Origin of the sequence: Collinsella sp. OM08-14AT (assembly GCF_003438115.1) — a bacterium.
Taxonomy (GTDB): Bacteria; Actinomycetota; Coriobacteriia; order Coriobacteriales; family Coriobacteriaceae; genus Collinsella.
The window spans coordinates 59,865-79,063 of record NZ_QSTE01000002.1; the positions used below are offsets into that span (position 1 = coordinate 59,865).

The 19,199-nt window shown below is 61.8% G+C and carries 15 protein-coding genes and 1 pseudogene; 2 read left to right on the top strand and 14 right to left on the bottom strand.

All coding sequences use genetic code 11. The annotated features are described in order from the left end of the window. Positions 1-136 precede the first annotated feature (136 nt). From DXC18_RS01755 to DXC18_RS01765, 3 genes are all read right to left on the bottom strand, one after another. Positions 137-331, bottom strand: a complete 195-nt coding sequence (locus DXC18_RS01755; RefSeq protein ID WP_232049598.1) for a hypothetical protein — start codon at positions 329-331, stop codon at positions 137-139. Positions 332-462: 131 nt separating this feature from the next. Continuing rightward, entirely contained in the window at positions 463-3,090 is a 2,628-nt protein-coding gene (gene clpB / locus DXC18_RS01760; protein WP_117583633.1) for an ATP-dependent chaperone ClpB, read from the bottom strand. A 286-nt stretch (positions 3,091-3,376) separates the two neighbouring features. Then, positions 3,377-4,048 (bottom strand): hypothetical protein, encoded by a 672-nt coding sequence (locus tag DXC18_RS01765; RefSeq protein ID WP_147329350.1) that lies wholly within the window; start codon positions 4,046-4,048, stop codon positions 3,377-3,379. A gap of 234 nt (positions 4,049-4,282) precedes the next feature. Here DXC18_RS01765 and DXC18_RS01770 point away from each other — a divergent pair, with 234 nt between their 5' ends. After that, positions 4,283-4,951 carry a hypothetical protein gene (locus DXC18_RS01770; RefSeq protein WP_117716164.1) on the top strand — a complete coding sequence of 223 codons (669 nt, stop codon included), beginning with the start codon at positions 4,283-4,285 and terminating at the stop codon, positions 4,949-4,951. A 272-nt stretch (positions 4,952-5,223) separates the two neighbouring features. Here the strand turns inward: DXC18_RS01770 and DXC18_RS01775 are convergent, their stop codons facing one another. The 5 genes from DXC18_RS01775 to dnaK all read right to left on the bottom strand — a co-directional run bounded on the left by DXC18_RS01775 (position 5,224) and on the right by dnaK (position 12,094). Continuing rightward, positions 5,224-7,524, bottom strand: coding sequence for a hydratase (locus tag DXC18_RS01775; RefSeq protein ID WP_117583636.1), 2,301 nt, complete (start codon positions 7,522-7,524; stop codon positions 5,224-5,226). Positions 7,525-7,794: 270 nt separating this feature from the next. Beyond that, positions 7,795-8,211, bottom strand: a complete 417-nt coding sequence (locus tag DXC18_RS01780) for a heat shock protein transcriptional repressor HspR (protein WP_055250809.1) — start codon at positions 8,209-8,211, stop codon at positions 7,795-7,797. 72 nt (positions 8,212-8,283) lie between these two features. Further along, positions 8,284-9,249 carry a DnaJ C-terminal domain-containing protein gene (locus DXC18_RS01785; protein WP_117716165.1) on the bottom strand — a complete coding sequence of 322 codons (966 nt, stop codon included), beginning with the start codon at positions 9,247-9,249 and terminating at the stop codon, positions 8,284-8,286. A gap of 107 nt (positions 9,250-9,356) precedes the next feature. Then, positions 9,357-10,199: a nucleotide exchange factor GrpE gene (locus DXC18_RS01790; protein ID WP_117583638.1), complete on the bottom strand. Its 843-nt coding sequence runs from the start codon at positions 10,197-10,199 to the stop codon at positions 9,357-9,359. A gap of 2 nt (positions 10,200-10,201) precedes the next feature. Then, the gene (gene dnaK, locus DXC18_RS01795) at positions 10,202-12,094 is read right to left on the bottom strand and encodes a molecular chaperone DnaK (protein ID WP_117564548.1); all 1,893 of its coding nucleotides are present in this window, start codon (positions 12,092-12,094) and stop codon (positions 10,202-10,204) included. Positions 12,095-12,752: 658 nt separating this feature from the next. Between dnaK and DXC18_RS01800 the strand changes: the two genes are divergently transcribed. Next, the gene (locus DXC18_RS01800) at positions 12,753-12,938 is read left to right on the top strand and encodes a DUF362 domain-containing protein (protein WP_006235216.1); all 186 of its coding nucleotides are present in this window, start codon (positions 12,753-12,755) and stop codon (positions 12,936-12,938) included. Positions 12,939-13,142: 204 nt separating this feature from the next. Here the strand turns inward: DXC18_RS01800 and DXC18_RS01805 are convergent, their stop codons facing one another. From DXC18_RS01805 to DXC18_RS10630, 6 genes and pseudogenes are all read right to left on the bottom strand, one after another. Continuing rightward, positions 13,143-13,688 (bottom strand): transcription repressor NadR, encoded by a 546-nt coding sequence (locus tag DXC18_RS01805; RefSeq protein ID WP_089573639.1) that lies wholly within the window; start codon positions 13,686-13,688, stop codon positions 13,143-13,145. Next, positions 13,688-14,548 (bottom strand): carboxylating nicotinate-nucleotide diphosphorylase, encoded by an 861-nt coding sequence (gene nadC / locus DXC18_RS10530; protein WP_117629675.1) that lies wholly within the window; start codon positions 14,546-14,548, stop codon positions 13,688-13,690. Before nadC ends, DXC18_RS01805 begins: the two co-directional genes overlap by 1 nt. A 3-nt stretch (positions 14,549-14,551) precedes the next feature. Beyond that, a complete protein-coding gene (locus DXC18_RS10535) occupies positions 14,552-15,955 on the bottom strand; it encodes an FAD-binding protein (RefSeq protein WP_199407991.1) in 1,404 nt (467 codons plus the stop codon). Between the two features lie 28 nt (positions 15,956-15,983). After that, positions 15,984-17,009: a quinolinate synthase NadA gene (nadA, locus tag DXC18_RS01815; protein ID WP_117716166.1), complete on the bottom strand. Its 1,026-nt coding sequence runs from the start codon at positions 17,007-17,009 to the stop codon at positions 15,984-15,986. A 995-nt stretch (positions 17,010-18,004) separates the two neighbouring features. Next, positions 18,005-19,057: an IS3 family transposase gene (locus tag DXC18_RS01825; RefSeq protein WP_158551670.1), complete on the bottom strand. Its 1,053-nt coding sequence runs from the start codon at positions 19,055-19,057 to the stop codon at positions 18,005-18,007. Next, positions 18,958-19,185, bottom strand: a pseudogene (locus tag DXC18_RS10630) (transposase); the annotation flags it as partial. The pseudogene DXC18_RS10630 and the gene DXC18_RS01825, both read right to left, overlap by 100 nt. Positions 19,186-19,199 lie beyond the last annotated feature (14 nt).

The following is a 19,199-nucleotide window of genomic DNA, read 5'->3' on the forward strand; positions in this document are numbered from 1 at the left end:
CGTATCTTGATTAATGGATAAGCAAGTTTTCTATTAGTGGCCCCTCCCGGAGGATATCGAGCGGCCGAGGGGGCAGGCATGAACGCCTCTAGCCGAAAACAAAGTAGCTAAAAAAGCCCCGTCCCAAATGAGCTACTTAACGCCAGGGGTCGGCTTCGAAGAGGGGCTCGCGCTCGGGGCGACGATCGCTATAAGGATCGTAGCCGTCGTCATCCTCGTTCTCGGCACGGATATAGGGGTCGCGCGGCTTGGGCGCCGGTTTAGGCGCAGGCTTAGGTGCGGCGGGTGCGGCATCGGTCGCCGGCGTGTTCGTCTTGTTCTTGTCTGTCATCTGCATAGCTCCTTGCCATGTACTCACGTTCAACACCATCGATTGTCGCACGAAAAAGGGCGGCGGACCCGATTGGATCCGCCGCCCTTGGCGTTTTGCGATGAGGGGCGGTTTTAAAGCCGGCCCAAAATCTACTCGGCGTCGGGGACTTCGTAGGTGGCCGCCGGCGTGTTGTCGCACACGACGGTAAAGCCGCCGTCCTTGTCGACATCGACCGTCACCTGATCGCCCTCGCGCACCGTACCGTCGATGATAGCGGCGGCAATGGCATCCACGACCTCGCGCTGCACGAGACGCTTGAGCGGACGGGCACCAAAGACCGGGTCCAGGCCGCCCACGGCGAGCATCTGCTTGGCCGCCGGGGTGATGGCCAGCGTCATGCGCTCCTTGGCCAGACGCGCGCGGACGTCGGCGAGCTGGATGTCGACGATCTTCTCGATCTGCGCCATGCCGAGCGGATGGAACACCACGATATCGTCGATACGGTTGAGGAACTCGGGGCGGAAGGTTTGAGCCATGGCCCCGTCAACCTGATGGCGCATCTCCTCCTCGTCCTTGCCGGACAGATCGGCGATAGCCTTGGAGCCCACGTTGGACGTCATGATGATAATCGTGTTCTTGAAGGACACTTGGCGACCCTGACCGTCGGTCAAACGGCCGTCGTCGAGCACCTGCAGCAGCACGTTAAAGACATCCGGATGAGCCTTCTCCATCTCGTCGAGCAAGATCACGGAGTAGGGACGACGGCGCACGGCCTCGGTGAGCTGGCCGCCCTCGTCATAGCCCACGTATCCCGGGGGCGCACCGATCAGACGCTGGACGCTGAACTTCTCCATATACTCGGACATGTCGATACGCACGAGCGCGCGCTCGTCATCGAACAGGCACTCGGCCAGCGCCTTGGCGAGCTCGGTCTTGCCTACGCCGGTGGGGCCCAGGAAGAAGAAGCTGCCGATGGGCTTGTCTGGGTCGGAGAGACCCGCACGGCTGCGACGCACGGCCGCGGCTACAGCGGAGACGGCCTCGTCCTGACCGATAACGCGCTTATGCAGCTCGCCCTCCAAGCCCTTCAACTTGTCGAGCTCGCCCTGCATCATCTTGGACACGGGCACACCGGTCCAGGCGCTCACGACCTCGGCGATCTCGTCGGAGGTCACCTGTTCGTTGAGGCCCTCGCCGTCCTGCTGCTTTTGCGCCTCGAGCGCAGCCTCGGAATCCTGAATCTGCTGCTGCAGACCCGGGATCACAGAATAGCGAAGCTCGGACGCACGGCCCAGATCGCCGTTGCGCGTCGCGCGCTCCTCTTCGCTCTTGGCCGCGTCAAGCTGGCCCTTAAGCTCCTGCACGTGGTCGATGGCGTTCTTTTGGTTGAGCCAGCCGGCCTTTTGCACGTTGAGCTTTTCCTGGACTTCGGCAATCTCTTGGCGCAGAGCCTCCAAACGCTCCTTAGAGGCGTCGTCGGTCTCTTTCATGAGCGCCTGTTCCTCGATCTGCAGCTGGGTGAGCTGACGCGTGGTGGCGTCGATCTCGACCGGCATGCTGTCGAGTTCCATGCGCAGGCGGCTCGCGGCCTCATCGACCAGGTCGATAGCCTTGTCGGGCAGGAAGCGGTCGGCGATGTAGCGGTCGGAGAGGTCGGCGGCAGCCACGAGCGCGCTATCGGTGATGTGTACGCCGTGGAAGATCTCGTACTTCTCCTTCAGGCCACGCAGGATCGAAATGGTGTCCTCGACGGTAGGCTCGCTGACCATCACGGTCTGGAAACGACGGGCGAGCGCCGCGTCCTTCTCGATGTACTTGCGGTACTCGTCGAGCGTGGTCGCGCCGATCGCGTGCAGGTCGCCACGAGCGAGCGCCGGTTTGAGGATGTTGCCGGCGTCCATGGAGCCCTCGGTGGCACCCGCGCCCACGATGGTATGGAGCTCATCGATGAACAGGATGACCTTGCCTTCGGATTTTTGCACTTCCTTGAGCACGGCCTTCAAGCGGTCCTCGAACTCGCCGCGGTACTTGGCGCCGGCGACCAGCGCGCTCATGTCGAGCTCGATGAGGTCGCGGTCGCGCAGGGTGCTCGGTACGTCGCCGGCCACGATTCGCTGAGCAATGCCCTCGACGATGGCCGTCTTGCCGACGCCCGGCTCGCCGATAAGCACGGGGTTGTTCTTGGTGCGGCGGGACAGAACCTGAATAGTACGACGGATCTCGTCGGTACGGCCGATGACCGGGTCGAGCTTGCCGGCGCGAGCCAGATCGCAGATGTTGCGACCGTACTGCTCCAACGCCTCAAACTGCGTCTTGTCCTCGGCAGACGTCACGCGGTCATCGCCGCGCAGTTCCTCGTAGACTTGCTCGATGCGCTCCTTGGTCACGCCGGCGTCACGCAGCACGCGACCCGCCTCACCCTTGTCCTCGGCAAGTGCCATCAGCAGATGCTCGGTCACCACAAAGCTGTCGCCCATCTTGGTGGCCTTTTTCTCGGCCTTCTCGATCACGCGAACGAGCTCGTTGGACAGGCCCATCTGCTGACCCTCGCCCGACACCTTGGGCGCATGGTCGATGGCATCTTGTGTGGAGCGTGCGAGCTGAGCCGGGTCGGCACCGATGCGCTCGATGATCACGGAGATATTGCGCTCGCCGGCACCGAGCAGGGCAGACAGCAGGTGGATCGGCTCCACCGCGCCGGCCTGTGCATCGGCAGCCGTGCTCATGGCGGTCTGCAGCGCCTCGCGCGACGTCATTGCTAGCTTATCGATTCTCATGGAATCACCTCTCTTGGGGCGGCCGCCCTACGGGGCGGCTTCACGTTGTTCGAGAAGTATTGTTGCCAGCTTTACGCGATCTTATACACAAATCTAAGTCTCTATATATAAGATTTTCTGAGTGAATTACGGATAGGGTACTGAGATGTCAGCCCGCCGCTGCCCAGGCGCGCTACCGTCTCGATCTGTAACATCTAGCAGCCATTTTTGATCCTAGATGTTACAGATCGAGACAGACCGAAAACCACCACAAAGAGGACAGGCACCTTTGTGGTGGTCGCGGTCTCTACTCCTTCGCCGAACCCGTACTTCCCGATTCGACGGTCCAGGGCATCTCATCCTCGAACAGCCATGTACGGGCAGACCCACTATCGCGTGCAGTCTGCGGGTCAGGCAAGCAGGTCTGTTTATAGGCATCTTGGATACACTGACCCATAAAATCGTTGAGCTCGGTCTGGTCGCCCTCCATGACATAGGCGACATCGCCGTCCATGATGTAGATGCCCGGACCCTCATTGCCCTCGTAGCCCGGATCGTACGAGACATCACATAACTTTGCGCCGTTTGCAGTGTCCAGCTCGATGGACGAGTGGCATCCGCCAACCATGTCGTTCGCTTTTGCCCGATAGGACGCATATCCGTACCAACGCTTAAATGTTTTGCCCTTGAGTAGCTCGGACGCCCTATCGATCAGGCTTGTATCCGTGGTATAGCGCATGGCCCCAAGCTGAATACGCGGATAATTGCTAATACCCAGCACAGCCGGCTGCTCATCAAAATCAACGGTAATGGTCTCGGGCTTGTCGTCGCCGGTCAGAAGTTCGACAGATTGAGTCACAGGCTTGACCACCGGCTCCGTCACCGCAGCAGGTAGAAATGCCATACCGACAGCGCCCGCGCCAACCACAGCGATCGCAAGCGCCAAGACAATCAATCCAATACGGGCAGAACGGCTCACGGCAAAACACCCCACAATGCAAACCTTCGCCACCTGCACTAATGATACCGCCAGCTAACACTATTACCAAAAGAAGCCGCGCGCTCCTCACCACCACAAAGGGGACAGGCACCTTTGTGGTGGTTTTCGACGCTAACGGTCGACCATCTCGCGCAATGAGATTAAACTTGAATTGCTCTCTGAACATATCCATTTCTGCCTATCCTCAACAGATCTTTGTCTCGAGGAGCGCATATGAAGCCGCCTCATTCCACCGGTCGCAACGTCATCGCCATTCTCGCCATACCCATCGTGATGCTCTTCCTTATCGTCATCACGCCCTTTTCCATTGGTATCACCTCGCCCTTCGATTTATGCGGAATGGTCGACGCCGGCTCGCGTGCCACCTCGCTCTCCTTTATCTGTCGCGGCGTGTTTTACGAAGATGGAATTCCCACCGGAAGTTGGCAGTCAAAGTTGCCACTGCTCGGTCAGATCGACGGATGCTCCCCCTATTTCTGCCTTGGACCTCAGACGCTAAACTATCTAATCGACGACCAGCCACTCGACTTCATCACCCTCGCCTACGACTACGCACCAAACACCGATGAGCGCCACATGAACCAAGTCCTCGACAAGATGCTTGGACAGTGCGGGCTCACCGAGGAGGCCGGTCGAACCATCTATAGCAACCAGAAATTAAAGCGAACAGAACTCCGCCGTGTCGGAAAAATCAAAGGGCGAAACGGGGCCGCCTACTGGGATGCCTGGGCAACACGCGACAAGGGCGAATTCGGACACAGCACCTATATGGTCACTGTCTACACCAAAGACGGAATTAAGGACAATGTTGACGATTTCGCGTCATCCAAACTCGGCATCCCCAAAACAACCAAACCCGCCAGCCCAGATGAAATTCTGTAGAGCCGCCCATTAACATGCCGCTCAACGATCACAACAGCATCGAGCTCGTCCCCACCACCACAAAGGTGCCTGCCCCCTTTGTGGTGGTTTTCAACAAAAAGAAGCCGCCCCGATAACAGAGGCGGCATCAAGCAAGTCTATTTATTAGCGTCCCTCAAGACCCAACGAGAACGCAGAAATGTAGCCCGGGGCTTACCCTTTCCCGAACGCGGCCCTCGCGAAGCGCGTGAGCGGGCGGGAAAGGGTAAGCCCCGGGCGGACAATTAAGTGCGCTACTCGGCAGCGGCCTTGAACTTGTTGTAGTTGATCAGGCAGCCGGCCTTGACGATGGCACGCTCCTCTGCCGTCATATCGGCAATGTAGAGCTCAATCTGCTCGACCGCACCATCGGCGCGCACCACGTAGGCGGCGATGTCCTTCAGGTCGCCATCGAGCGCGGCACGGATACCCGGCACAAAGACGTAATCGCCCACCTCAAAGTTGGGCTCGGCCTCCATCTGGAAGGGCACCATGCCCCAGTTCATCACGTTGGAGCGATAGCGCTTGGTGGCGTACTCGTGGACGATGTTGGCCAGGCCGCCAATTACGCGCTGGCAGCTCGCGGCCTGCTCGCGGGCGCTGCCGTCGCCAGGCTTCTTGGCGTAAATCATGGAACCGAACTCGGTCGCCTTGGCATCGGCCGCGACACCCGCGCCGGCCAGCGCCTCAAACACACCGGCAAGCTCGGCATCGAACGCCGCCAGGTCGCCCGCGGACTCGCCGGCAACGCGACGCTTCTCCACAGCGTCGACCTCCTTGGAGCGACCCACGTAGGCCGGGTCGCGGCGGCTCAGCGTAAACTCAGCCAGGCCCAGCGGGTTGGAGCGGAAGGAGCTCGTCTCGCCCGAGGGAATGAGCTCGTCGGTCGTGGTGACCGGGTCCATGATCTTGGAGCAAACCTTGAGCAGGATGTCGTCGCCGAGCGGCTCCATCGCGGGCCACGGCTTGATGTTGGGGCCTTCGACCAGCTCGTCGGCAGGCTCCGCCTTGCCAAAGCCCCAGTACACGCGCTTCTTGTACGGCGCGTCGTCAAAGGTGTACTCGCAGGCCTCGTCCCAAGTGTCCTCGGGCAGGTCGGTCGCCGGCGTCAGGACGCCGCCGTTGGCAGCCGTTGCCGCAATGGAGCGGGCGTCCATCAGGGCCACGGCGCTCAGCTGGCCATTACCCGGCTTGGAACCCTCGCGGTTGGGGAAGTTGCGCGTGGTGTGACGGATCGAAAGGCCGTTGTTGGCGGGCGTGTCGCCGGCGCCGAAGCACGGGCCGCAGAATGCCGTGCGCACGATTGCGCCGGCCTCCATGAGGTCGTAGATGTAGCCGCGGCGTGTAAGTTCGAGCGCCACGGGCTGGCTCGTGGGATAGACCGACAGCGAGAACTCGCCGCAGCCGGTATTGGCGCCCTTGAGCACGCGGGCAGCCTGGACCACGGAGTCATAGTTGCCGCCCGAGCAGCCGGCGATAACGCCCTGCTGCACGTGCAGCTTGCCGTCGACGATCTTGTCGAGCAGGCTAAAGTGCGTCTTGCCCTCGCCGATCTTGGCGGCCTCGAGCTCCACCTCGTGCAGGATGTCCTCGAGGTTCTCGTTGAGCTCGTCGATCTCAAAGCCGTTGGAAGGATGGAACGGCAGTGCGATCATGGGCTTGATGCTCGACAGGTCGACCTCGACGCAACCGTCGTAGTAGGCGACATCGGCGGGCTTGAGCTCGCGATAGTCGTCGCCGCGGCCGTGCATGGTCAAAAACGCGTGCGTGTCCTCGTCGGTGGCCCAGATGCTCGACAGGCAGGTGGTCTCGGTGGTCATGACGTCAACGCCGTTGCGGTAGTCGGTCGTCATGCTCGCGATGCCCGGGCCCACAAACTCCATGACATTGTTCTTGACGTAGCCCTTGGCAAAGACGGCGCGAATGATGGCGAGCGCCACGTCGTGCGGGCCGACGCCGGGGCGCGGGGCGCCCGTGAGGTAGATGGCCACGACGCCGGGATAGGCGACATCGTAGGTGTCGCGCAGCAGCTGCTTTGCCAACTCGCCGCCGCCCTCGCCCACGGCTATGGTACCCAGGGCACCATAGCGGGTGTGCGAGTCGGAACCCAGGATCATCTTGCCGCAACCGGCAAAGTTCTCGCGCATAAAGGAGTGGATGACGGCGATGTGCGGCGGAACGAAGATGCCGCCGTACTTCTTGGCTGCGGAAAGGCCAAAGACGTGGTCGTCCTCATTGATGGTGCCGCCCACGGCGCACAGCGAGTTATGGCAGTTGGTGAGCACGTAAGGCAGCGGGAACTGCTCCATGCCCGAAGCGCGCGCCGTCTGGATGATGCCGACAAAGGTGATGTCGTGGCTCGCCATGGCATCGAAGCGAATCTTGAGTGCCTCGGGGTCGCCCGACGTATTGTGTGCCTGGAGGATCGAATACGCGATGGTGCCGCGCTTGGCATCCTCGGGTGTCTGCGTAATACCGCGCTCGGCAGCCTCGGCCGCAGGCACAACCTCGCTGCCGCCGCGCAGGTAGATGCCGTCCTCGTACAGCTTGACCATACTGTCTCCCACTCTGCCCAAAAGATTTGGGCGCATAGCATACATTCGTTCAATATCGTGCCATAGAACGGTTGCGAGTGGGTTACGAATCTCTGCGTTCACTTTATCTCAGTAAAGCAGAGGACGAGTTAGGTCCTGGGGAGGCAGACTTAGACGCTCAAATGACGAGAGTGGATAATCTCCCACTTTGAGCCTGCAAACAGGCAAAAAACGGGAGATTATCCACTCTCATTCTGCAGGTACTCATTTAAGTCTGTCCCCAATGAGTGCCTACAGGTCGCCGCCCGTGCCCAGCAGTTTGCGCATGACTTGCTCGGGGTTGACCGAGCCGTCGCGCGGGGCCAGGGCGGTGATCTTCTTCTGCATCTTATACTCGTGCAGCTCGTCCTCGAGCTGGCGCACGCGGGCGCGGAGCTTTTCGTTCTCGCGCTCGCGCTCCTCGGCACGCTCCTTCATATCGAGGATGCGCACCACGCCGGCAAGGTTGATGCCCTCGTCAGTCAGCTGGTTGATGAGCTCCAGGCGCTCGATATCGGCACGCGAATACAGACGCGTGTTGCCGCCCGAGCGCTGGGGGTTCACCAAGCCCTTGGACTCGTAGACGCGCAGAGTCTGCGGGTGCATGCCGGTCAGCTCGGCCGCCACGCTGATCATGTACAGCGGTTTGTTCCTATTGTCCTCGGCCATGCTACCTGACCCCTTTCCGTCTCGTTATCGTCCATCATAAGCCCGCGGGCGTGGGCGTGCGCCGCGACCGCCCTAGTACGTCGCCTTGTAACGATTGACCTTCTCGCGATAGTCGCGCGTGTCGGCCTCGCGCAGCTTGGTCATGGCATCGCGTTCATCGTCGGACAGGTTCGTGGGAACCTGCACCTTGATCTCGACGAGCAGCGCGCCCGTGCGGCCACGGTGCTTAACATCGGGCGCGCCCATCTCCTTAAAGCGGAACTTCTTGCCCGTCTGGGTGCCCGCCGGCACCTTCAGACGAACCGTCGCGCCGCCGGGTGTGGGCACATCCACCGTGCAGCCGAGCGCCGCCTCGTAAACCGAGATCGGTACCTCCATGGTCACATCGGCACCCTTGCGCTTAAACAGCGGGTGCTCCTCCACATGCGTGGTCACGACCAGGTCGCCGCGCTCGCCACCCGCAACGCCATACTCGCCGCGACGCTTGTAGCGTAGTTTGCCGCCGTCGACCGCACCTGCGGGAACCGAGACCGTAATGGTTTGCTGCTCGCCCGTCGAGGGAATGCGATAGGTGACCTTGTGCGTCACGCCGCGAAACGCGTCCTCGGCCGTCACGTCGACAGTCAGCGACAGGTCGCCGCCCTTGCGAGCACGGCTGCGACCCGCACCGGCACCGGCATTACCCGCAGCCCCGGCAAAGCCCGAGCCCCAATCGCTGCCCCAAGCGCCGTTGCCGCTAAAGATGCTGTCGAAGATATCGCCCCAGCCGCTGGCGCCCGCGCCGGCACAGTAGCCGCCGCCATACGCGCCGCCCGCGCCCGGCATGCCGCCGAACATGAGCATCTGGTCGTACTCTTTGCGCTTCTTCTCGTCCGAAAGCGTCTCGTAAGCCTCGCTAATCTCCTTGAACTTGGCCTCGTCGCCGCCGGCATCGGGGTGGTATTTTTGCGCGAGCTTGCGAAACGCGCTCTTGATCTCTTTGTCGGAGGCGCTCTTGGATACGCCCAGGATGTCATAGAAGGTCTTGCCTGCAGCCATCGTAGCTCCTCTCCTGTTTCATCCACCGCTCAACGGGCGGCGGCTCATACTGTCATATGGCACTAGGCCAGAAAGGGCCCCGGGTGTTGCCCCGGGGCCCTTCTCAATTACTCCTCGGTGCTCTCAGCCGTATCGGCCGCAGCATCCTCGGGCGCCGCTTCGGGCTCCGGTGCGGGGCGCTTCTCGCCACCGTAGGTCACCGTCACCATCGCGGAGCGCAGGATGCGGTCCGCCATGCGGTAGCCCTTCTGGTACACGTCGTTGACGGTCTCGTCGTACTGCGATGCGTCCTCGACACGCCCCACGGCCTGGTGCTCGAGCGGATCGAACGCCTCGCCCTTGGGGTCGATGGGCTCAACGCCCTCGTGCGCAAACACATCGAGCAGCTTGGCATGCACCGCATCAACGCCATCGACGAACTGCTTAAAGTCGTCGGAAAGCTCCTGGCTACGGGCATGGTCGATTGCACGCTCGATATCGTCAACCACCGGCAACAGCGCGGTGACAAGCTTCTCGGTCGCGCGCTCGCGCTCGGCGATACGCTCGCTGGCGGTGCGGCGACGGAAGTTCTCCCAGTCGGCCTGCAGACGGGCGGTACGCTCGGTGGCGTCCTTTGCCTTGTCCTCGGCGGCCTTCTGAGCCTCTGCCGCAGCATCGAGCTCGCTGCGTACGTCGGCAAGCTCCTTTTGGGCCTGCTCGAACTTGAGCTTAAAGTCGTTGTCGGCGGCTTCCTCACCGGCGCGGATAGCGGCTTCCACCATCTCGTCCTCGGTCATCGTCGCCTCCTTGTTGGAATCCTCTACCTGGTTCTCGGCAGCCTCGGCGGCCTCGGCCTCGTTGGCCTCGGTATCGTCGACGGCCTCTACGGGAATCTTCACGTCCTTCTCCTCAGAGTCAACGGGGGCGGCGCCAGCGGCGGCCGCCTCCGTGCGAGCTTTACGGGCGGACATGATTACTTGTCCTCGTCGTCCACAACCTCGTAGTCGGCGTCGACAACGTCATCGTCGGCAGGCTGGGCACCGGCGGCGCCGTCGGTCTGCTGCTGAGCGTCGGCGTAGACAACCTGAGCCAGCTCGTAGGCTACGGACTGCAGGGATTCGCCAGCGGCCTTGATGGCCTCGACGTCAGAGCCCTCGAGCGCCTTCTTGGCGTCGGCGATAGCGGCCTCGGCCTTGGACTTCACATCGGCGGAAACCTTGTCGCCCAGCTCGTTGAGGGTCTGCTCGGTGGAGTAGCACAGGCTGTCGGTCTGGTTGCGGACCTCGACCTCTTCCTTCTGCTTCTTGTCCTCCTCGGCATGAGCCTCGGCGTCCTTGACCATGCGATCGACTTCGTCGTCGGAAAGCGCGGTGGAGCCGGAAATGGTGATCTGCTGCTCCTTGCCGGTGCCCTTGTCCTTAGCAGAGACCTTGACGATGCCGTTGGCGTCGATGTCGAAGGTGACCTCGATCTGCGGCACACCGCGGCGGGCAGCCGGGATACCGGTCAGCTGGAACTTACCGAGCGACTTGTTATCGCGGGCAAGCTCGCGCTCGCCCTGGAGCACGTTGATCTCGACGCTGGTCTGGTTGTCGGCAGCGGTAGAGTAGACCTCGGTCTTGGAGGTCGGGATCGTGGTGTTGCGGTCGATCATCTTGGTCATGATGCCGCCCATGGTCTCGACGCCCAGCGACAGCGGGGTAACGTCGAGCAGCAGGATGCCCTCGACGTCGCCGGTGAGCACGCCGCCCTGGACGGCAGCGCCGTCGGCAACGACCTCGTCGGGGTTCACGGACATGTTGGGCTGCTTGCCGGTCATGGTCTTGACCAGATCCTGGACGGCGGGCATACGGGTGGAGCCGCCGACGAGGATGACCTCGGTCAGATCGGAGAGCTTAAGCTTGGCGTCGCGCAGGGCGTTGGTGACAGGCTGCTTGCAGCGCTCGAGCAGGTCGCGGGTGATCTTCTCGAACTCGGCGCGGGTCAGCGTGTAGTTGAGGTGCAGCGGGCCAGACTGGTTCATGGTGATGAACGGCAGGTTGATGGTGGACTGCTGGGCTGCGGAGAGCTCCTTCTTGGCGTTCTCGGCGGCCTCCTTCAGACGCTGCAGGGCCATGGGGTCCTGACGCAGGTCGACACCGTTCTCCTGCTGGAACTTATCGGCCATCCAGTCGATGACGCGCTGATCCCAGTCGTCGCCGCCCAGGTGGTTGTCGCCCGAGGTGGACAGAACCTCAAACACGCCGTCAGCGAGGTCGAGGATGGAGACGTCGAAGGTGCCGCCGCCCAGGTCGAAGACCAGAATGCGCTGGTCGGTGCCCTGCTTGTCCAGGCCATAGGCCAGAGCAGCAGCGGTCGGCTCGTTGACGATACGCTTGACGTTGAGGCCGGCGATCTTACCGGCGTCCTTGGTGGCCTGACGCTGGGCGTCGTTGAAGTAGGCCGGGACGGTGATGACGGCGTCGGTGACGGTCTCGCCCAGATACTTCTCGGCGTCGGCCTTCATCTTTGCGAGCGTCATGGCGCTCACCTGCTCGGCGGTATAATCCTTGCCCTCGATATCGACGACGGCACGGCCACCCTGGCCCTCCTTGACCTCATACGGCACGGTCTTGATCTCGGAGGTGCACTCGGAGTACTTGCGGCCCATGAAGCGCTTGATGGAGAACACGGTGTTCTTGGGGTTGGTGACCGCCTGGTTCTTAGCGGCCTTACCCACGACGCGGTCGCCGTCAGCACGGAAGCCCACGACAGACGGGGTGGTGCGGTCGCCCTCGGCGTTCACGATAATGGTCGGAGAACCGCCCTCGAGGACGGCCATTGCGGAGTTAGTAGTACCAAGGTCGATACCAAGAATCTTACTCATTAGAAATTCCCTCTCTCTTTTGCGTTCGCGCCGCCTCGACGATCTGTCGCGCGGCGCTTCGGCTTGTCTTTCAGGATGTAGTGTATCCCCTTATGGGCCGGAATATACAAAATCTAAGTCAATTCATATAAGATTTCTTATTGTTGAGAGTTTAGGTTCTTAAATGCGCAGGTAGATGCGCTGAATGAGTTCTCGGCAAATCTATTGAGATCTATGTAGAGATGGCTGAGGTTTGCGTCCGGGGGTGCCTGGGGGCCGTCTTGCGGCAAGCGCATCCCGGTTTGAGCGTAGATTCCGGGTCGCAGTTTCCGTCTGAAGGCTCAACCGGAAACCGTATCCCGTTTTGAGAGCTGATACCGGGTCGCAGTTTCCGCTAGCGGGCCCAACCGGAAACTGCGACCCGGTTTTCGGCCAAATAACGGGATGCCCTTTCCGCAGGCGCGCTCAATAGGTCAATATTACAAGTCACCTATAGCTAACATTTGCGCAGCTCAACGGCCCCACCTGCGCGTTTTTTAGTAAACCTTGGCATACTCGGCGAACGGTATGAAGATGCCGGCCAGAGGGTATTGCAAACGGTCGCTCCCGTGGTATGTTTTTGCCCGAATCAAACCGGCGCGCATCGCCTGTAGCGTCGGTCAACAGAGAGGAAACTACCATGGCTCATCCCGTAATTGATGCCGACGAGTGCATCGCTTGTGGCGTTTGCGTCGACTCCTGCCCCGCTGGCGTTCTGGAGCTCCAGGACGTCGCTACCGTCGCCGACGAGGACTCCTGCGTCGCCTGTGGCGCTTGCCAGGACGCTTGCCCCGCTGGCGCGATCACCGAGATCGTCGAGGAGTAACAACTCCCCCACTTGCACACTCAAAAGTACACCGTGCACAAAAAAGGAGGCTTCCGCATCGCCGCGGAGGCCTCCTTTTGTTTGTACAGGCAGCTAATTGGGGACGGGGCTACCTTGGCAGTTGCGGTGGAATAGTTCCTGGCTCATTGCTTAGGTGCCGATTGTAGGAACTATTTCACCGCAACTTATATAGACAGTATCGGGTTAGGACAAATCATCCTCGTAGGGCATTAAATCGGCAAGGTAGCCCTTCTCCTTGAGTATGGCCTCGATCTCGTCGAGGGTCTGCTCGTCCTCCGCCGCGATGCGATGGAAGTGGTAGCCGCTCGTCACCGTTAGTAGTGGAAAGCTCTTGCCGCTCTCGATATCGTGCAGGTAGCGCTCAACATCGCGACGATTGCGGATGTCCAGGTCGGCCGTGATCTTGCCGTACACACGATGGTTGACGATCACGTTGAGCACGGCGCCACCCGCGTCGACGATACTCGTAAGCTCGTCGCCCGCCTGCTCCACGCCGTGGCGCACCTTAACAAGACGCGTGGGCACGGCGGGGCTACTCGCGGCTTCCTGCAGCACGTAGCCGCGGTTGGTCGCCACGATATCGTGCCCATCGGCACGCAACAGGGCAATATCCTGAACCACGACCTGACGGCTCACGCCAACCTCGCGGGCAAGTGCGCTGCCCGAAACGGGCTCCTTGGCTCCTTCGAGCACGCCCATGATGGCACGGCGACGCTCGCGGGCGTTCATTATTTACCGTCCAGCAGACGCAGGTGCTTAAGCGAGAGGTCGAGGATCGGCGCAGAGTGCGTCAGGGCGCCCGAGCTAATATAGTCGACACCCAGATCGGCCAGGGCTCGAATGTTGCTGGCGTCCACGTTGCCCGAGCACTCGGTCTTGGCGCGGCCATCGATAAGCTCAATCGCGGCAGCCATGTCGTCGTGGGTCATGTTGTCGAACATGATGATGTCGGCGCCGGCTTCCACGGCCTCGCGCACCATGTCCAGGTTCTCGCACTCGATCTCGACCGTCGTGGTAAACGATGCATGGGCGCGCGCCATCTCGATCGCACGCATCACGCCGCCGGCGGCGTCGATGTGGTTGTCCTTGAGCATGACGGCCGTCGACAGGTTGTAACGGTGGTTGCTGCCGCCGCCGATCTCGACCGCGGCCTTCTCGAAGACGCGCATGCCCGGCGTGGTCTTGCGCGTGTCGACGAGCACGGTCTTGGTTCCCTCGAGCGCCGCGGCCATGCTGTGCGTGTAGGTAGCGATGCCGCTCATGCGCTGCAGGTAGTTGAGCGCCACGCGCTCACCCGAAAGCAGCACGCGCGCATCGCCCCGCACCTGACCCACATGGTCGCCGGCGTGCACCTCCTCGCCATCGGCAACGTCGAGCAGCACCGAGCTCTGCGAATCCAGCAGCTCAAAGGTACGGGCAAACACATCCAAGCCGGCGATGATGCCGTCGGCCTTGGCGATAAGCTCCACCGTGGCGGGACGCGCCGTGGGGCACACGCTCGCCGTGCTCACGTCCTCAAACGTAATGTCCTCGCGCAGAGCCTGTAAAATCAGATCATCGACGACGAGCTTCATGGTAATGGGATTCATGGTCTACTCCTCTGCGGCCTGCGTGCCGGCGGCACGGGCCAAATCATCGATTGCAAGGGTATCGGAACTCAGGGCGCGATGGCGTCCATCGAGCGCGGGCTCGCCCGCCTGCTCCACGGCCAGCGACTCGCCGGTGCGCATGTACCACGCGGCGCGACGACCCCAGACCAGCGCCTCGAGCAGACTATTTGATGCAAGGCGATTCTTGCCGTGAACGCCGTTGCAAGCCGTCTCGCCCGCAGCGTAGAGCTCGGGCATCGAAGTGCGGCCGTCCTTATCGACCCATACGCCGCCCATAAAGTAGTGCTGCGTGGGCGTAACGGGGATGGGCTCGTCCAAGATGTCGCGACCGTCCTCAAGGCAGCGCGCGCGAATGTTGGCAAAGTGCCCAGTCACCACGTCGCGCTCGACGGGGGCAAAGCTCAGCCACTCGTGCTCGGTGCCGTCCTGCTTCATCTGCTCGCGGATGGCGGCAGCGACAACGTCGCGCGGCTGCAACTCGTCGGTAAAACGCTCGCCGGCGGCATTGAGCAGAATCGCGCCCTCACCGCGGCAGCTCTCGCTGATCAGGAACGTACGGCCTGGCTGCGGCGAGAACAGGCCCGTGGGATGGATCTGCACGTAGTCCAGGTGCTCCATCTTAATGCCGTGCTCCTGCGCGATGTAGCAGGCGTCGCCCGTGAGCTGCGGGTAGTTGGTCGAATGGTCGTATACGCCACCGATGCCGCCCGTCGCCCACAGCGTATGGCGGGCATGGATCTTAAACGGCTTACCGACATGCACGCCCTCAGCGGCATTTGCCAGCTCGTCGGCGGGGCGAGCTGAATCGTCCTCGTCCACGGCAACAGCGACGACACCAGTGCACACCGTGGCCCCATCGCGCTCTGCCGTCAGGATGTCGGTCATGGCAACGTGTTCGAGAATCTGCACGTTATCCAGCTTGCGGACGGCCTGAAGCAGCTTGGTCGTAATCTCCTTGCCCGTAATGTCGGCATGGAAGGCAATGCGCGGACGGCTGTGCGCGCCCTCGCGGGTAAAGTCGAGGCCGCCATCGGCCTTGCGCTCAAAATCCACGCCCATCGCTAGCAGGTCGTTGATGACCGAGCGGCTCGAGCGGATCATGATGTCGACGCTCTCGCGGCGGTTCTCGTAATGGCCGGCGTGCATGGTGTCCTCAAAGAAGGCATCGTAGTCCGAGCCCTCGGGCAGCACGCAGATGCCGCCCTGCGCGAGCATCGAATCGCACTCGTCGACCGCGCCCTTGGAGAGCATGATCACGCGCGTGCTCGTCGGCAGGTTGAGCGCCGCGTACAGGCCCGCTACGCCGCAGCCGGCAATGACGACGTCGCACTCCATATCGGGGTATTGCTTGGTTTCCACAGGAATCCTCTCCCTTGAATGTGACATAAGAAACCGTCCCTCATGCCACATTGTTCTAGCGTGCTGCGTACTCGAGCATGCGGTCGAGCGTAAGTTTGGCCTGGTCGGCAGCCTCGTCCGACACGCCGATCTGCACCTCGCCCTCACCCGTCTCCAGGCAGCGCACGAGCTTTTCGAGCGTGATGAGATCCATGTTGACGCAGTTGGGCTGCACCGCGGGGAAGTAGAACTTCTTACCGGTGCCCTGGCAGCGGCGCTCGAGCTCGTAGAGCACACCGCGGACCGTCACGATAATGAACTCGCTCGCGTCGGACTCCTCGGCATACTTGATGATGCCGGCGGTGGAGCCGATGTAGTCGGCCTCAGCCAGGACGTCAGCCTTGCACTCAGGATGCGCCAGCACGAGCGCGTCGGGGTGGGCCTCCGTCGCGTCAACGATCTGCTCGACGGTGATGATGTGATGGCGCGGGCAGTAGCCGTTGTTGAGGATGACGTGCTTTTGGGGCACCTGCTCGGCTACGAAGCGGCCCAGGTTCTGGTCGGGAATGAACAAGATGTGCTGCTGCGGCAGCTCGGAGACGATCTTGACGGCGTTTGAGCTGGTAACGCACACGTCACTCCAGCTCTTGATCTCGACCGTGGAGTTGACGTAGCAGACCACGGCCATGTCGTCGCCGTACTCGGCGCGCGCCGCATCGACCGTCTCGCGCTTGACCATGTGCGCCATGGGACAGTCCGCGCCCGGCTCGGGCAGCAGCACGGTCTTGGTGGGATTGAGCAGCTTGGCGCTCTCGCCCATAAACTCCACGCCGCACAGCACGATGGTCTGCTGCGGCAGGCTCTTGGCAAGCTTTGCCAGGTAGAAGCTGTCGCCGACGTAATCGGCCACAGCCTGAACCTCGGGCGCCACGTAATAGTGCGCCAGGATCACCGCGTCGCGTTGGGTTTTAAGTTGCTGAATGGCCTCGACGAGCTCTGCGGGCACCAGTGCCGCGCGCTCCGTTGCCGTCGTTGCCGATGCTAGGCCGGCCGCGATATCGCGTGCAAGCTCCGACGCATCCATGTTCGCGCTCTGTGCCATCAAGGCCCCTCTCTTTTGGCGAATCTTGGGGCTTTAGTATGACACCTAGGTTTACAGCTGACAAGACAGCTGTAAACCTAGGTGTAAAGTTGAAATAAAGATTCAATCATGCGGCAGGTCCATTTTCGAACTGGCAAGCTGAGGACAGCCGAAAATGGACCCGCCCCATGATTCGGGCAGCCCGTTTTGTCCTGGACCAAGGGGCAGTGGTCAAAAAGGGCCAAATATGAGTACTGTCACCAAATTAGTAGCATCGATTTTCCGGTCCAGAGCAGCAAAATCGCCTTGTTTGGAGCCCGATCGCGACTCTGAAGAACGAAAATCGATGCACTTTTGGCCTCTGGCACCGATTTTTGAGGCCATTTGGCTGCCACCAAACTGGTAACAGTACTCATATTTGGCCCTTTTTGACCACCGGGTTTCCGGCAGGCCCCAAAAGCGGGCCCGAATCGCTCGATCCGGGCCCGCTGGGGGGTAGCGAGCACAATCGAGGTGTAAGAAGCAAGAGAGGGCCATCGCCTAGAATCGTCAGCGCCTAGATATTCAACGAGAGGAAAGACAATGGTCCGCAGCGACATGCTACCCCAGCCGGACCGGGGGCTCGGCCTCGACCGGCCCCAGACCGAGGCATTTCACCGACGAGTTCAAGAGGAAGATAGTCGATCTCCACAACGCCGGAAAGCCCAGGCGCGAGGCCATGGACGAGTGCGACCTCGACAAGAGCACCGTGGAGAGGCGGGTCAAGTCGATAAACGAGACCGGCTCGCCGCGCGCCGCCGACAACCGCACGCCCGAGTAGAACCGGATCCTGGAGCCCGAGCGCGAGAACCGCAGGCTCCGGATGGAGGTCAACGTCTTAAGACGAGCGGCGCCAGCATACGCTCGGAAGTCAGGGCCATGGCGGCCAACGGGGGGCCGCTGCCCCATATCGGCGCAGCGCTGGCATCGAGGCCTTCTGACCTGTGTCAAGATTTCGGACACGCATGCTCGAGAAATCAAGCGGCCATAGGCATGGCCTCGAGCTTGGGCTCGGTTCTCTCGAAGAAGGCCGCCATGGCCTCGGCCGGCACCTTGTAGCCGATCGTCGAGCGGGGCCTTCGGCGGTTGTAGTACGCCTCGATGAACTCGACCACCGCGTGCTTGGCGGAATCCCTGGTCGGGAAGCTGCGCCTGTAGTACATCTCGTTCTTCAGCGTGGCGAGGAACGACTCGGCCACCGCGTTGTCGTGGCAGTTGCCGGCGCGGCTGCAGGACAGCCGCACGTCGTTGTCGCGCGCCCATTCGGCCAGAAGCCTGCTGGTGTACTGGGCGCCGCGGTCGGCGTGGAATATCGCGTTGCCGGCCACGTAGCCGCGCGATTTGGCCGACGCCAGCGCCGAAACCACGATGTCGGCGGTCATGCGCTCGGAGAGCGACCAGCCCACCACCATGCGGGTGTTGAGGTCGATGACCGTCGACAGGTACAGCCATCCCTCGCCGGTGCGCAGGTAGGTGATGTCGCCCACGAGCTTGCAGGTTGGAACGGGACTGGTGAAGTCGCGGCGCACCAGGTCGGGCCGGGGCCTGGCCTTCGGGTCGGGGATGGTGGTGCGCTTCCTGGCGTTGGGCGTGCAGCCGCGTATTCCCAGCTCGCGCATCAGCTTGCGCACCCTGTACAGGGTCAATCCGGAGAACTCGCCGGGCAGGAAGCATTTCACGAACCGGAAGCCGAACCTGCGGTCCGACTCCAGCCACACGCGCCGGACCGCCTCGCGCTCGGCCGACCAGTCTTCTCGCGGGCAGCCGTTGGAGAGCCACGAGTAGAAGCCCGATCGGCTCACGCCGAGCACGCGGGCCATCATTTTCACCGGGAATTCGGCCTTCTCCGCCAACATCATCCGGTAGCATGCGGCTACGCCTGGCTTTTGGCGAAGAAGGCCGCGGCTTTTTTCAAGAAGGCGTTCTCCATCTCGAGCTCGCGTATGCGCCTTTTCGCCTCGCGAAGCTCGCGGTCCTCGGCCTTGGGGTCGGGCCCGCCGGCAAGCTCGCGCCGGCGGCTCTGCACCCACTTGTTCACGGTCTTGGAATTCAGGCCCAGTTCTGCGCAGCATTCCGTTATCGGCCTGCCCGTCGAGATGATGTAGTCGGCGGTCTCGCGCCTGAACTCGTCGGTGTACTTGGCGGCTGGGTTGGACATAGCATACCGTCCTC